The following is a 13,142-nucleotide window of genomic DNA, read 5'->3' as shown; positions in this document are numbered from 1 at the left end:
TTGTGTTGGGAGGTACAGATGCAAAGCCAATATTTCGACGTTTACAGCAGCTGGGAAAACAACCCAGAGGCCTTCTGGAAGTCCGCGTCAGAGGCGATCGACTGGTTCAAAGAACCGGACGCGGTTTTTGACGCCGATGCCGGTGTCTATGGCCGGTGGTTCGTGGGGGGTGAGACCAACACCTGCTACAATTGCCTCGACCGCCATGTTGCGGCGGGTAACGGCGATCGGCTTTCCTTCATCCACGATAGTGCGATGACCGGTGCACAGCGGTCCTTCACCTATGCCGAGGTTCTGGCGGAGGTGAAGGCGATTGCGACTGTGATGCGCGATCTCGGCGTCGGTTACGGCGACCGGGTCGTCATCTACATGCCGATGGTGCCGGAAGCGATCTTTTCGATGCTCGCCTGCGCGCGGATCGGCGCTGTGCATTCCGTGGTGTTCGGCGGTTTCGCGGCACAGGAACTGGCAGCCCGGCTGAACGACTCACAGGCAAAACTGGTGATCTCGGCGAGCTGCGGACTGGAGCCCGGTCGGGTCGTCGCCTACAAGCCGTTGCTCGACAAGGCGATCGACCTCGCGACCGTCAAGCCCGAGCATTGTCTCATCGTGCAGCGGCCGGAACTCATAGCGCAGCTCAGGCCCGAAAAGGGTGAGCTCGACTTTGCCGATCTGGTCGGCAAGGCGCGTGGGAGGGATATCGACTGCGTGGCAGTCAAATCAACCGATCCGCTCTACATCCTCTACACATCCGGTACGACGGGAAAGCCGAAGGGCGTGGTGCGCGACAACGGCGGGTACATGGTGGCGCTCGCCTGGAGCATGCCGAATATTTTTGGGATCAAGCCGGGCGAGGTGTTCTGGACCGCGTCCGATATCGGCTGGGTGGTCGGTCACTCCTATATCGTTTACGCGCCGCTGCTTGCGGGCAATACCAGCGTCATCTTTGAAGGAAAGCCGGTGGGAACGCCGGATGCAGGGACTTTCTGGCGCGTCATCGCCGACCATGACGTCAAGGTGTTCTTCACGGCGCCAACGGCGTTCCGCGCTATCCGCCGCGAAGACCCGGACGGCGAGCTCATGGCGCGTTACGATCTCAATGGTCTGCGCGCTCTTTTTCTGGCCGGCGAAAGGGCGGATCCGGAAACGCTGAAATGGGCGGAACAGAAGCTGAAAGTGCCTGTGATAGACCACTGGTGGCAGACCGAGACCGGCTGGCCGATTGCTGCCAATCCGATGGGGCTGGGGCTGATGCCGTTCAAGCACGGATCTCCCACACGACCGATGCCCGGCTACGCCATCGATGTTCTTGATGATTCCGGACTGCCGGTGCCGGCGGGGACGCTCGGCAACCTCGCCATCCGGCTGCCGCTGCCGCCCGGATGCCTGCCGACCTTCTGGAGCGCAGATGAGCGTTTCCGCGAGACCTGTCTCAGCACCTTCCCTGGGTACTATACGACCGCAGATGCAGGCGTGATCGACGAGGACGGCTACGTCTTCGTGATGGCGCGCACGGATGACATCATCAACTGCGCCGGGCATCGCCTTTCGACCGGCTCGATGGAAGAGGTCTGTGCGAAACATCCTGATGTGGCGGAATGCGCCGTGATCGGCATCAGCGATACGGTGAAGGGGCAGATCCCCTGCGGCTTCCTTGTCCTGAAGCACAATGTTTCACGGGAAACGGATAAGATCTCGTCGGAAGTCGCAGAAATGGTGCGCTCGGAGATCGGCCCGGTTGCGGCGTTCAAGACGGTCATGATTGTGCCGAAACTGCCCAAAACACGCTCGGGCAAAATCCTGCGGGGCACGATGCAGAAAATCGCGGACGGGATGCCCTGGACCATGCCGGCAACGATCGAGGATCCGGGCGCACTGGATGCGGTGACAGCCGCGCTCACCGCGAAAGGCTATGGAGGGGGCATGCGGGCTGTATCGCGCACAGGCGACACCTAGGCTGGCGACTGAGCGCCCAAATAAAAAGCCCCGGGCTGTGGCCCAGGGCTTTCGTAAAATCGTATCTCGAAGATCGCGGCTTAGAAGCGGCCGTCGTCTTCTTCGTCGTCGTCCTTGCGGGTCGACTTGAGGGAGGAAAGCTTGGCGAACACGGCGTTCGCATCGATTTCCTTTTCCTTCTCTTCTTCGCGTTCGCTGCGGAAACCGCCGAAGCCGATGTTTTCGGCTTCTGCAGCCGGCTGCAGGGATGCACCGAGTTCGGCAGCGGTGGGCAGCGGACGACCCTTCGAGGCCTTTTCGACTTCAAGGTCGAGATCGATCTGGCTGCAGAGGCCGAGCGTGACCGGGTCCATCGGCGCCAGGTTTGCGGCGTTCCAGTGGGTGCGCTCGCGGATCTGCTCGATGGTCGACTTGGTGGTGCCGACGAGGCGCGAAATCTGCGCGTCCTTCAGTTCCGCGTGATTGCGCACCAGCCAGAGAATGGCGTTGGGGCGATCCTGGCGCTTCGAGACCGGCGTGTAACGCGGGCCGCGGCGCTTGGATTCAGGAACGCGAACTTTCGGCTCGGAAAGCTTGAGCTTGTAGTTGATATCCTTTTCAGCGCGTTCGATTTCGTCGCGCGACAGCTGGCCGGTGGCGATCGGGTCGAGGCCCTTGATACCCTGCGCTGCTTCGCCGTCTGCAATCGCCTTCACCTCAAGCGGGTGAAGTTTGCAGAACTGGGCGATCTGGTCGAACGAAAGCGCGGTGTTGTCGACGAGCCAGACGGCTGTCGCTTTCGGCATGAGCAGTGTTTGAGCCATAGATATAGTTCCTCTGTCCGTCCGCGCCGGTGTCGCGGGCGTGGGTATCAACCACAATTTCCGGGAATTTATTGCCCTATATTCGATTTGCGTCGGAATTGCAAATCGTCCAGCACCTTACCCTTTGTCTAATTGCGGCCCATGTTCCAAGTGTTAGATATGGGTGAAAGCAGGGAGGAGCACATGTCCGAAAAAATTTATCCGGTCGAGAAAGCCACCAAGGCAAAGGCGCTCATCGACAAGGACAAGTATGACAAGTGGTATGAGGAAAGCATTGAAAACCCCGACAAGTTCTGGGGCAAGCATGGCAAGCGGATCGACTGGTTCAAGCCTTTCACCAAGGTAAAAAACACGTCGTTCAAGGGCAAGGTCTCGATCAAGTGGTTCGAGGATGGCCAGACCAACGTTTCCTACAATTGCATCGATCGGCACCTGAAGACGCATGGCGAGCGCACTGCGATCATCTGGGAAGGTGACAACCCGTATATCGACAAGAAGATCACCTACAACCAGCTCTACGATCAGGTCTGCCGCATGGCGAACGTGCTGAAGAAGCACGGCGTCAAGAAGGGCGACCGGGTGACGATCTACATGCCGATGATCCCGGAGGCAGCCTATGCGATGCTGGCCTGCGCCCGGATCGGCGCGGTTCATTCGGTCGTGTTCGGCGGATTTTCGCCGGAAGCGCTGGCCGGCCGCATCATCGACTGCCAGTCGACATTCGTGATCACCTGCGATGAAGGCGTGCGCGGCGGAAAGCCGGTGCCGCTCAAGGAAAATACCGATACCGCCATTCGCATCGCGGCCAAGCAGTATGTCACGGTCAACAAGGTTCTGGTGGTGCGCCGCACCGGCGGCAAGACGAACTGGGCGCCCGGCCGCGACCTCTGGTATCACCAGGAAATCGCCACCGTGAAAGAGCATTGCGAGCCGGTGAAGATGAAGGCGGAAGACCCGCTGTTCATCCTCTACACGTCCGGTTCCACCGGCAAGCCGAAAGGCGTTCTTCACACGACCGGCGGCTATCTCGTCTATGCGGCCATGACGCATGAATACACGTTCGATTACCATGACGGGGATATCTACTGGTGCACGGCCGATGTGGGCTGGGTGACCGGGCATTCCTACCTGGTCTACGGACCGCTGGCGAACTGCGCGACGACTCTGATGTTCGAAGGCGTGCCGAATTTCCCGGACCAGGGCCGGTTCTGGGAAATCGTCGACAAGCACAAGGTCAACATCTTCTACACGGCGCCGACCGCGATCCGTTCGCTGATGGGGGCCGGCGACGAGTTCGTGACGCGGTCGTCGCGGGCAAGCCTGCGGTTGCTCGGAACAGTCGGCGAGCCGATCAATCCGGAGGCTTGGAACTGGTATCACGAAGTGGTCGGCAACAAGCGCTGCCCGATCGTCGATACCTGGTGGCAGACGGAAACCGGCGGCCACATGATCACGCCGCTGCCGGGCGCCACGGCGCTCAAGCCAGGTTCGGCGACGAAACCGTTCTTCGGCGTGCAGCCGCAGCTGGTGGACAATGAAGGCAATGTTCTGGAAGGGGCTGCCGACGGCAATCTCTGCATCATCGACAGCTGGCCAGGGCAGATGCGCACGCTTTACGGCGATCACGACCGTTTCGTCGAGGCGTATTTCACCACCTACAAGGGCAAGTACTTCACCGGCGACGGCTGCCGGCGCGACGAGGACGGCTATTACTGGATCACGGGCCGCGTCGACGACGTGCTTAACGTCTCCGGCCATCGTCTCGGCACGGCGGAAGTGGAATCGGCGCTGGTGTCGCACAATCTCGTGTCGGAGGCGGCCGTCGTTGGCTATCCGCACAACATCAAGGGCCAGGGCATCTACTGCTACGTGACGCTGATGGCCGGCAACGAGGGCACGGAAGAGCTTCGCCAGCAACTGGTCAAGCATGTTCGCCAGGAGATCGGCCCGATCGCGGCACCGGACAAGATCCAGTTCTCGCCCGGCCTGCCCAAGACCCGATCCGGCAAGATCATGCGACGCATTCTCCGCAAGATTGCCGAGGACGATTTCGGGGCGCTGGGAGATACGTCGACCCTCGCCGATCCAGGCGTGGTGGACGATCTGATCGCGAACCGGCAGAACAGGTCGGATTGACCCGACAACTCCCGTGGGGTGTCAGCGATGGCATCCCACGGATTTCTACCCTTAGCCGGCAATGGAATTTCCGCGCATTCTCATTTACGTGGTCAATACAGGCTCAGTCATCGCAGACCTGCACCATCTTGCGACCGCCGTCATAGGGTTGAACCAGTCCTGCGAGAAGCAGGTCCGAGCCGGCGCTGCGGCCATCGGGCAGCACGACGTCGGCAACGATGCGGCCAAAATACTTGTCTCCGGAAATGTTGACGAGCTGGATCGTGCCGGACGCCTGCGTCAGTGCTTCCAGCGCCTGTCGCGCGTCGCCACCGGCCTGTCGGACGGAACTGCATTTCGACTTGAGTTCCGGCGCATCGATGCCGCGGATGCGGACATAGACTTCCACCGTCTGCTGCGGCCAGGGCCGCGCCTCGACCAGAATCGTATCGCCATCGATGACCCGCAGAATCTCGGCAGTCACCGGTCCCGAAATTTCCTCGCGCGCCGCAGCGTCACCCGCAGGGGCACCCAGGAAAACAGCAATGAGCGCGAGATATCTGACCATGAAAGGAATAAATTCCGATCTCTGGTCGAAGTCAATAGGAATATTTGCTTAATACTCTGCTGCTCAGAAATCGATGGCGCGGCCGTTGATTTCCCAGTCGCCGAAGCGGGCGGGATCGGCGCCGCCGCGGCCGCCGAATTCTTCCGGCGTGTCCGTCTTTGCTGCTGCCTGCCTGCGCTCTTCGGCTTCCTTCAGCGCGCGCTGGGCAGCCGGCGACAGCGGTTTGCTCGGCGCTGCGGTCTCGATCTGCGTTTCGCTGTTGTCGTTGTCGGGCGTCTGCATTTCATTCACCGGATGGTTTATTGAAAGTCTGAGCGAATTCACCACATTATAGGGCGTTCTCAGGGTTTCGAAAAGCCTGGGCGGTGGAATTGGCAACGGGAGATATGACGATGAATGTGATGCGCACCGCCATGCTTCTGGCCTTCATGACGGCCTTGTTCATGGGCATTGGCTTTCTGATCGGCGGCAAGGGCGGAATGATGATCGCGCTGGTGATCGCGGCCGGCCTGAACCTGTTTTCCTACTGGAATTCCGACAAGATGGTGCTGTCGGCCTATCATGCGCAGGAGGTCGATGCCCGTTCGGCGCCGGAATTTTACCTGATGGTGCAATCTCTCGCGGCCAATGCGGGGCTGCCCATGCCGAAGGTCTATATCTACGACAACCCGCAGCCGAATGCGTTTGCGACCGGCCGCAATCCTGAAAACGCTGCCGTTGCCGCCTCCACCGGTCTGTTGCAAAGCCTGACCCATGACGAAGTGGCCGGCGTCATGGCGCATGAGCTCGCGCATGTGCAAAACCGCGACACGCTGATCATGACAATCACCGCGACCCTTGCCGGCGCGATTTCCATGCTTGGCAATTTTGCGTTTCTGTTTGGCGGCAATCGCGGCAACAACAGCAATCCGTTCGGTTTTATCGGCGTGATCGTCGCCATGGTCGTTGCGCCGTTTGCGGCGATGCTGGTGCAGATGGCGATCAGCAGGACGCGCGAATATTCGGCCGACCGTCGCGGCGCCGAGATCTGCGGCAAACCGCTGGCGCTTGCTTCCGCGCTCTCCAAGATTGCCGGCACGGCGCGGCAGGTTCCGAATTACGAAGCGGAGCGCAACCCGGCGACGGCGCATATGTTCATTATCAACCCGCTTTCGGGCGAGCGGATGGATAACCTGTTTTCGACCCATCCGAATACGGACAACCGGATCGCAGCACTTCAGCAGATGGCTGGTGAGTTCCGGGGGGACATCGGCGGCGGTGGCTCGACGGGGCAGTCTTCGGCTGCTAGACCGCAGCGAAGCGCGCGCTCCGTTCCGAATTCCGGCTCCGACAGCCGGTGGGGCCGCAGTTCGAACGAACCGCCCAAGGGTCCATGGTCTTGAACGACAAGAAAAACAACAAGCCTTCCAGATCAACTGGCGCGCGGGAAAACCCGACATCCCATGCGCCAGGCTCACGCCGTGAAGCCGGACCGGGAAAGCCTGGGCTCGAAGTCCGCATGACGGCCGCAAAGCTTTTGTCGGCGGCCATCGACAAGAAAATTTCGCTCGACGGGATGCTCGACCTGTCCCACGGCAACCCGGCCTACAAGGCATTGGGCGATGCCGACCGGGCGCTGACGCGTGCCATCCTGACCACCGCCCTTCGCCATCTGACCCGGCTCGAAGCAGCGATCTCCTCGATGATCGATACGCCGCTGCCGCATGGGGCAAAATCGCTGCACCATGTTCTGGTGGTTGCGGCCGCGCAGATCCTGCATCTCGACGTCCCCTCGCATGCGGCGGTCGACTTGGCCGTCGAGCAGGCCAATCGCGATCCGCGCAACCGTCGCTTTGCCAAGCTGGTGAATGCCGTTCTGCGCCGCATGGTGCGCGAAAAGGAAGAGATCCTCGCGGCCACCGCTTCGGTGTCGCCGGTACCGGACTGGTTCCGCAAGCGTCTGGTTGCCGCCTACGGCGAGACCGAGGCCGACAAGATTGCCGAAGCGCAGCTGACGCCGGCCGCGATTGATCTGACAGTGAAAAGCGATGCCAAGGGCTGGGCGGAAAAGCTCGGCGGCAAGCTGTTGCCAACAGGCAGCATCCGCCTCCAGGCTTTCCAGGGATCGGTGACCGGTCTCGAGGGCTTCGAGGACGGTGAATGGTGGGTGCAGGACGTTGCCGCATCCATTCCGGCACAGTTGTTCGGTGACCTCACGGGCAAGCGCATCGCGGATCTGTGTGCCGCCCCCGGCGGCAAGACGGCGCAGCTGGTCGTTGCCGGCGCGCACGTGATTGCCGTCGAGCAATCCGCCAACCGGCTGGCGCGGCTGAAGGAAAACCTGGCACGGCTCGGTCTTGAGGCGGAGCTCTCGAGCGGCGATCTGTTCGAATTCAAGCCGGAGGAATTGCTCGATGGCGTGCTGCTTGATGCACCCTGCTCTTCCACCGGCACCACCCGCCGCCATCCCGATGTGCTCTGGACCAAGGGACCCGAGGATATCGGCAAGCTTGCCGTGCTGCAGGAACGGATGCTGCGTCACGCGGTGACGCTGGTAAAACCGGGCGGGCTCATCGTGTTTTCGAACTGCTCGCTTGATCCGCTGGAGGGCGAAAAGCTGGTGGCGAAGGTTCTGGCGGATACGCCGACACTGGAACGCCAGCCGGTCAGCGCCAGCGATTGGCCGGGTCTGGAATCCGCGATTTCAGATCTCGGTGAATTCCGCACCACGCCGGCCATGCTGCCGGGGGATGAGACCTTTGCCGGTGGCATGGATGGCTTCTTCGCGAGCGTGCTCCGCGTCAGGTAAGTCTTTATTCACTATAACCTTACATAGTTTCGGTTGATCCATAATCGATTCCGGGCGCTCGGGAAGAGCATCCGGCCCTGCGGAGAATATCTCAAGTGACGATGCGGCTTGCCGATCGCCGAAGGATTCTTGCCTTCGGCATGCGGGAGATCTGGCGACGCATGTGTCGCCGGTCCGCCGGCATGCGCCTTGCTCTGACACCGCTGCCGGTGCCGGACAGGCTGATCGTGGCGCCAACCGATCTGCGATCGATCGATCCGTTCATTGCCGAGGAAATTCTCGAGGGGCGCTATCCGCTGGCCGGGCGCGTTCTCGAAACCTTCGGTCATTCGCCGTTTCAGGTCGAGCTTCCGTCCAAGGCTTTTGCCGAGCGGCTGCATTCGTTTGCCTGGCTGCGGCATGTTCGTGCCAACAAGACAGAAGAAGCCTGCGACCACGCCCGTGACGTGGTGGCGGACTGGATCACGCTGCATGGCCGTCGCCAGAGGGGCATCGGCTGGGAACCGAGCGTGGTGGCCGAGCGGGTGGTCGCGTGGCTGTCCCACTCGACCGTCCTCTTGCAGGGCGCGGAGGCCGGCTTCTATCGTCGCTTCATGAAGAGCCTGGCGTTTCAGGTTCGCTACCTGCGCAAGATCGCCGGCTGCATTCCCGCCGACGAGACCCGGCTTCGCATTCGTATCGCACTCGCCATGGCATCGGTTTCCATGCCTACACGCGCGGCCTTCATCCGCCGCGAAGGTGCGCGGCTCGACCGTGAACTGGAATTCCAGATCCTGGCCGATGGCGGCCATCTCTCGCGCAATCCGCGCTCGATGCTGGATGCGCTGCTCGATCTTCTGCCGCTGCGGCAGACCTATATCAATCTCGGCCACGATCTGCCGCAAAAGCTGATCCCGACGATCGACCGCATCTATCCGGCGCTACGCTTCTTCCGGCACCAGGATGGTGATCTGGCGCTGTTCAACGGTGCGACGGCGACACCGGCAAGCGAACTGATGTCGGTCCTGCGGTATGACGAAAGCGGCGGCAAGCCGTTCAAGGCGCTCCCGCATATGAACTATCACCGGCTGACGGCCGAGGACACGACGCTGATCGTCGATACGGGCTGGTCGGAGCCGGAATTCTCGCGCACGGCGCATGCCGGTTGCCTCGCCTTCGAGCTCTCGTCTGGCCGCAACAGGTTTATCGTCAACTCGGGCTCACCGAAATTTTCCGGGCGCGGCCACCGCAAGATGGCGCGCTCGACGGCGGCGCATTCGACGCTGACGCTGTCGGAGACGTCATCGAGCCGGATCGCCAAGTCGAAGCTTGCCGGCCCCATCCTCCTTCCCGGCGTTTCGGACGTCACGATCGACCGACGTGACGATGCGCATGGCAACGACTGGCTGCGGGCGACCCATGACGGGTATCTCAAGGAGTTCGGCTATCTCTACCACCGCGAGATCGGCCTCAATACGACAGGCAACAAGATCAAGGGCCATGACCGGCTGTTCGTGCCTGATGGTGAAGAGGCAAGCGACGAGAGACTGGTGGCGGTGGTTCGCTTCCATATTCACCCGGCCATCCGTCTGGTGCGGCGCGACCCGGAAAGCGTGGTCATGCAGGCGAGTGACGGCGAGAAATGGCTGTTTTCGGCGCCGGGTCTCGATGTCATGATCGACGAGGACATCTTCTTTGCGGATGTTTCCGGCCCTCGCCCGAGCCAGCAGCTGGCGATCGAATTCATCCTGCCCGAGGTGACCGAAATCCGCTGGATGCTGCGTCGCGCCGACTAGCCTGGTTGGAATAGGGTTTCCCTGAAGGGGTAGCTGTGCTAACCGGCGGCCAATCCCTTTCAGCCCTTTGGGGCACCCTCTTTCAGGAGAGACCGATGGCCGTCGCATCCAAGAAAATTCCAGCGCCAGACCGCGTCAAGATCCGCACAGCGCTCCTTTCCGTGTCCGACAAGGCCGGCATCATCGAGCTCGCGAAAGCGCTGACCGTGCAGGGTGTGAAGCTCTTGTCCACCGGTGGCACGCACAAGGCGATCGCCGCCGCGGGTCTTGCCGTCACCGACGTCTCCGAAGTCACGGGCTTTCCTGAGATCATGGACGGTCGCGTCAAGACGCTGCATCCGACCGTGCATGGTGGCCTTCTCGCCATCCGCGACGACGAGGAACATATCGCGGCGATGCAGAAACACGGCATCGAGAGCATCGATCTCTCTGTCATCAATCTTTATCCGTTCGAGGAAGTGCGCGCGGCAGGCGGCGACTATCCGACGACCGTCGAGAATATCGATATCGGCGGCCCAGCGATGATCCGTGCGTCTGCCAAGAACCATGCCTATGTCACGATCGTCACCGATCCCTCTGATTACACTGCCCTGATCGAGGCGCTGCAGGCCAATGGCGGCGAGACGGACTATGCGTTCCGTCAGAAGCTGGCCGCCAAGGCCTATGCCCGCACCGCAGCCTATGACACGGCGATCTCCAACTGGTTTGCCGAAGCGCTCGAGATAGAGACGCCGAGCTACCGGACGATCGGCGGCGTGCTGAAGGACGCCATGCGCTACGGCGAGAACCCGCACCAAAGCGCCGGCTTCTACGTGACTGGTGAGAACCGTCCCGGCGTTGCCACGGCGGTGCTGCTGCAGGGCAAGCAGCTTTCCTACAATAACATCAACGATACCGATGGCGCCTTCGAGTTGATTGGCGAATTTGCGGCCAATCAGGGCCCCGCCTGCGCCATCATCAAGCACGCCAACCCTTGCGGCGTTGCCACCGGCTCGACGCTGAAGGACGCCTATCTGCGGGCGCTTGCCTGCGACAGCACCTCTGCCTTCGGCGGCATCATTGCGCTCAACCAGTTGCTCGATGCCGAGACAGCGGAAGAGATCGTCAAGCTTTTTACCGAAGTGATCATCGCGCCCGAGGTTTCCGACGAGGCAAAGGCGATCATCGCTTCCAAGAAGAACCTGCGCCTGCTGGTGACCGGCGGTCTGCCGGACCCGCGTTCGCGCGGCATTACGGCAAAGACCGTTGCCGGCGGCCTTCTGGTGCAAAGCCGCGACAACGGTGTCATCGAGGATGTCGATCTGAAGGTCGTGACCAAGCGCGCACCGACGCCGACCGAGCTTGAAGACATGAAGTTTGCCTACAAGGTGGCAAAGCACGTCAAGTCCAACGCCATCGTCTATGCCAAGGACGGCCAGACGGCAGGCATCGGCGCCGGCCAGATGAGCCGGATCGATTCCGCCCGCATCGCCGGCCTCAAGGCTGAAGATGCGGCAAAGGCCATGGGCTGGGCCGAGCCGATGACAAAGGGCTCTGCGGTCGCATCTGAAGCCTTCTTCCCGTTTGCCGATGGTCTGCTTTCGGCGATTGCTGCCGGCGCAACCGCTGTCATCCAGCCCGGCGGGTCGATGCGCGATGCGGAAGTGATTGCGGCCGCCGACGAGCATGGTGTGGCGATGGTGTTTACCGGCATGCGTCACTTCCGGCACTAATCCAAGCCGAAAAGCTTCTATCCGGCCGGTCTATCGGCCGGATAGGGCACGGTCAGAAGCAGGATCAGGCCGGTGCCGAGAAAGACTGTCAGCGTCGCCATGCCGAGATGGGCCGAGCCCGTTGCATAGGTGACGATGGAAAACGACAGCGTGGCGAGGAAGCTCGTGGCGCGTCCCGACAGCGCGTAGATCCCGAAATAGCGGCCGGCCTCCGAGACATCGATGCTGCGGGCAAGGTATGACCGCGACGAGGCCTGGACCGGGCCGAAGGCGGCACCGATCAGAAGCCCGAACAGGATATAGGCCTTTTCCGCCGCGGTGCCGAACATTCCACCTGAGTCCTCCATGGAAAGCGGCATCAGGCCGAAGAAGACCTCGCCCGGGCTGGTGGAAACGATGCCGAGTGTTGCGATCAGCAGCAGGACGAGACTTGTAACCACCACCGTCTTTGATCCGAGCACGCGGTCGAGGACCCCGGCGGCGATACAGCCGAAAATCGCCAAGACATTCAGGATGATGCCGTAGATGCCGATCTCGATGGTCGCCCAGCTGAACATGCCCGCCGCAAACGTGCCGCCCAGAATGATCAGGCCGTTGACGCCATCCTGGTAGAGCATGCGGGCAATCAGGAAACGGATGATGCCCGGGCGTTGCTTGAGTTCACGCAAGGTGCCTGCAAGTTCACGGAAGCCGGAGCCGACGGCCTTTGCGAGAGGCAGGCCTTTCGGGGCATCCGGCGTGAAGAAGAACATCGGCAGGATGAACAGAAGATACCAGATCGCCGCGATCGGGCCGGTGATGCGGGCGTCCTCGCCGAGCGCCGGATCCAGACCGAACAGCGGCGGAATGCCAATCAGCGTCAGGCCCGTTTCCGGATTGGCTGCAAGCAGCGCGACGACCGCGATCAGCACGGTCATGCCGCCGAGATAACCCAGACCCCAGGCGATGTTCGAAACCTTGCCGATATCGGCCTTGGATACGAGGCGCGGCATCATGGAATCGTTGAAGACGATGGAAAACTCCGCCGCGATCGAGGCAAGGATGATGCAGGTCACCGGCAGGGAGAGTGGCGAGCCGGGGGCGGCCTGCCAGAGCATGACGAGGCTTGCGACCTTGATCAGTGCAAAGCTTGCGATCCATGGCTTTCTGGCCCCCGACTGATCGGCGATCGATCCCAGGATCGGAGACAGGATGGCGATGACGACGGAGGATGCCGTCGCCATGTTGCTCCAGGTGGTCTGGGCGGAGATCGGGTCGTCGGTGAGGCGCGCGACGAAATACGGGCCGAAGATGAAGGTGATGACGACGGTAAAGAACGGCTGTGCCGCCCAGTCGAACAGCATCCAGCCCCAGATGCCGCGCCGGCCTGGTTTGGCCGGCGCCTCGTCAAGTCTTGTCTCGGCCATCTTCTTTTCCCCGGAGCCC

General features: G+C 61.5%; 10 protein-coding genes. 6 read left to right on the top strand and 4 right to left on the bottom strand.

Annotated elements, in window-relative coordinates:
- Positions 1 to 18 precede the first annotated feature (18 nt).
- Positions 19 to 1,956, top strand: coding sequence for a propionyl-CoA synthetase (locus tag ASF70_RS02285; RefSeq protein WP_062577076.1), 1,938 nt, complete (start codon positions 19 to 21; stop codon positions 1,954 to 1,956).
- A gap of 80 nt (positions 1,957 to 2,036) precedes the next feature.
- Here the strand turns inward: ASF70_RS02285 and ASF70_RS02280 are convergent, their stop codons facing one another.
- Positions 2,037 to 2,759: a DUF1013 domain-containing protein gene (locus tag ASF70_RS02280; protein ID WP_062462856.1), complete on the bottom strand. Its 723-nt coding sequence runs from the start codon at positions 2,757 to 2,759 to the stop codon at positions 2,037 to 2,039.
- Between the two features lie 183 nt (positions 2,760 to 2,942).
- On the opposite strand from ASF70_RS02280, the gene acs reads away from it, so the two are divergent.
- Complete coding sequence (gene acs, locus ASF70_RS02275) at positions 2,943 to 4,895, top strand: acetate--CoA ligase (protein WP_062577075.1); 1,953 nt, start codon at positions 2,943 to 2,945, stop codon at positions 4,893 to 4,895.
- A 103-nt stretch (positions 4,896 to 4,998) separates the two neighbouring features.
- Here acs and ASF70_RS02270 read toward each other — a convergent pair whose 3' ends face one another.
- Both ASF70_RS02270 and ASF70_RS02265 read right to left on the bottom strand, forming a co-directional pair.
- Positions 4,999 to 5,442, bottom strand: coding sequence for a thermonuclease family protein (locus ASF70_RS02270; RefSeq protein WP_062577073.1), 444 nt, complete (start codon positions 5,440 to 5,442; stop codon positions 4,999 to 5,001).
- A gap of 63 nt (positions 5,443 to 5,505) precedes the next feature.
- The gene (locus tag ASF70_RS02265; protein ID WP_062462846.1) at positions 5,506 to 5,724 is read right to left on the bottom strand and encodes a DUF1674 domain-containing protein; all 219 of its coding nucleotides are present in this window, start codon (positions 5,722 to 5,724) and stop codon (positions 5,506 to 5,508) included.
- A 110-nt stretch (positions 5,725 to 5,834) separates the two neighbouring features.
- Between ASF70_RS02265 and htpX the strand changes: the two genes are divergently transcribed.
- From htpX to purH, 4 genes are all read left to right on the top strand, one after another.
- On the top strand, positions 5,835 to 6,824 hold the full coding sequence (htpX, locus tag ASF70_RS02260) for a zinc metalloprotease HtpX (protein WP_062577194.1): 990 nt from the start codon (positions 5,835 to 5,837) through the stop codon (positions 6,822 to 6,824).
- The gene (locus ASF70_RS02255; RefSeq protein ID WP_062577072.1) at positions 6,815 to 8,230 is read left to right on the top strand and encodes a transcription antitermination factor NusB; all 1,416 of its coding nucleotides are present in this window, start codon (positions 6,815 to 6,817) and stop codon (positions 8,228 to 8,230) included. Before htpX ends, ASF70_RS02255 begins: the two co-directional genes overlap by 10 nt.
- A gap of 101 nt (positions 8,231 to 8,331) precedes the next feature.
- Positions 8,332 to 10,005 (top strand): heparinase II/III family protein, encoded by a 1,674-nt coding sequence (locus ASF70_RS02250; RefSeq protein ID WP_062577070.1) that lies wholly within the window; start codon positions 8,332 to 8,334, stop codon positions 10,003 to 10,005.
- A 95-nt stretch (positions 10,006 to 10,100) separates the two neighbouring features.
- A complete protein-coding gene (gene purH / locus ASF70_RS02245; RefSeq protein ID WP_062577068.1) occupies positions 10,101 to 11,717 on the top strand; it encodes a bifunctional phosphoribosylaminoimidazolecarboxamide formyltransferase/IMP cyclohydrolase in 1,617 nt (538 codons plus the stop codon).
- A gap of 17 nt (positions 11,718 to 11,734) precedes the next feature.
- Here purH and ASF70_RS02240 read toward each other — a convergent pair whose 3' ends face one another.
- Positions 11,735 to 13,123 (bottom strand): MFS transporter, encoded by a 1,389-nt coding sequence (locus tag ASF70_RS02240; protein ID WP_062577066.1) that lies wholly within the window; start codon positions 13,121 to 13,123, stop codon positions 11,735 to 11,737.
- Positions 13,124 to 13,142 lie beyond the last annotated feature (19 nt).

It is taken from the genome of Rhizobium sp. Leaf321, assembly GCF_001423215.1.
GTDB classification, from domain to species: domain Bacteria; phylum Pseudomonadota; class Alphaproteobacteria; order Rhizobiales; family Rhizobiaceae; genus Neorhizobium; species Neorhizobium soli.
This window is presented reverse-complemented; position numbering and strand designations above follow the sequence as displayed.

What these genes read in the sequence shown, in the direction of transcription:
- htpX (WP_062577194.1), top strand. Translation starts at nt 5,835, where the DNA reads ATGAATGTGATGCGCACCGCCATGCTTCTGGCCTTCATGACGGCCTTG.
- acs (WP_062577075.1), top strand. Translation starts at nt 2,943, where the DNA reads ATGTCCGAAAAAATTTATCCGGTCGAGAAAGCCACCAAGGCAAAGGCG.
- ASF70_RS02265 (WP_062462846.1), bottom strand. Translation starts at nt 5,724, where the DNA reads ATGCAGACGCCCGACAACGACAACAGCGAAACGCAGATCGAGACCGCA.
- ASF70_RS02240 (WP_062577066.1), bottom strand. Translation starts at nt 13,123, where the DNA reads ATGGCCGAGACAAGACTTGACGAGGCGCCGGCCAAACCAGGCCGGCGC.
- ASF70_RS02270 (WP_062577073.1), bottom strand. Translation starts at nt 5,442, where the DNA reads ATGGTCAGATATCTCGCGCTCATTGCTGTTTTCCTGGGTGCCCCTGCG.
- ASF70_RS02255 (WP_062577072.1), top strand. Translation starts at nt 6,815, where the DNA reads ATGGTCTTGAACGACAAGAAAAACAACAAGCCTTCCAGATCAACTGGC.
- purH (WP_062577068.1), top strand. Translation starts at nt 10,101, where the DNA reads ATGGCCGTCGCATCCAAGAAAATTCCAGCGCCAGACCGCGTCAAGATC.
- ASF70_RS02250 (WP_062577070.1), top strand. Translation starts at nt 8,332, where the DNA reads ATGCGGCTTGCCGATCGCCGAAGGATTCTTGCCTTCGGCATGCGGGAG.
- ASF70_RS02280 (WP_062462856.1), bottom strand. Translation starts at nt 2,759, where the DNA reads ATGGCTCAAACACTGCTCATGCCGAAAGCGACAGCCGTCTGGCTCGTC.
- ASF70_RS02285 (WP_062577076.1), top strand. Translation starts at nt 19, where the DNA reads ATGCAAAGCCAATATTTCGACGTTTACAGCAGCTGGGAAAACAACCCA.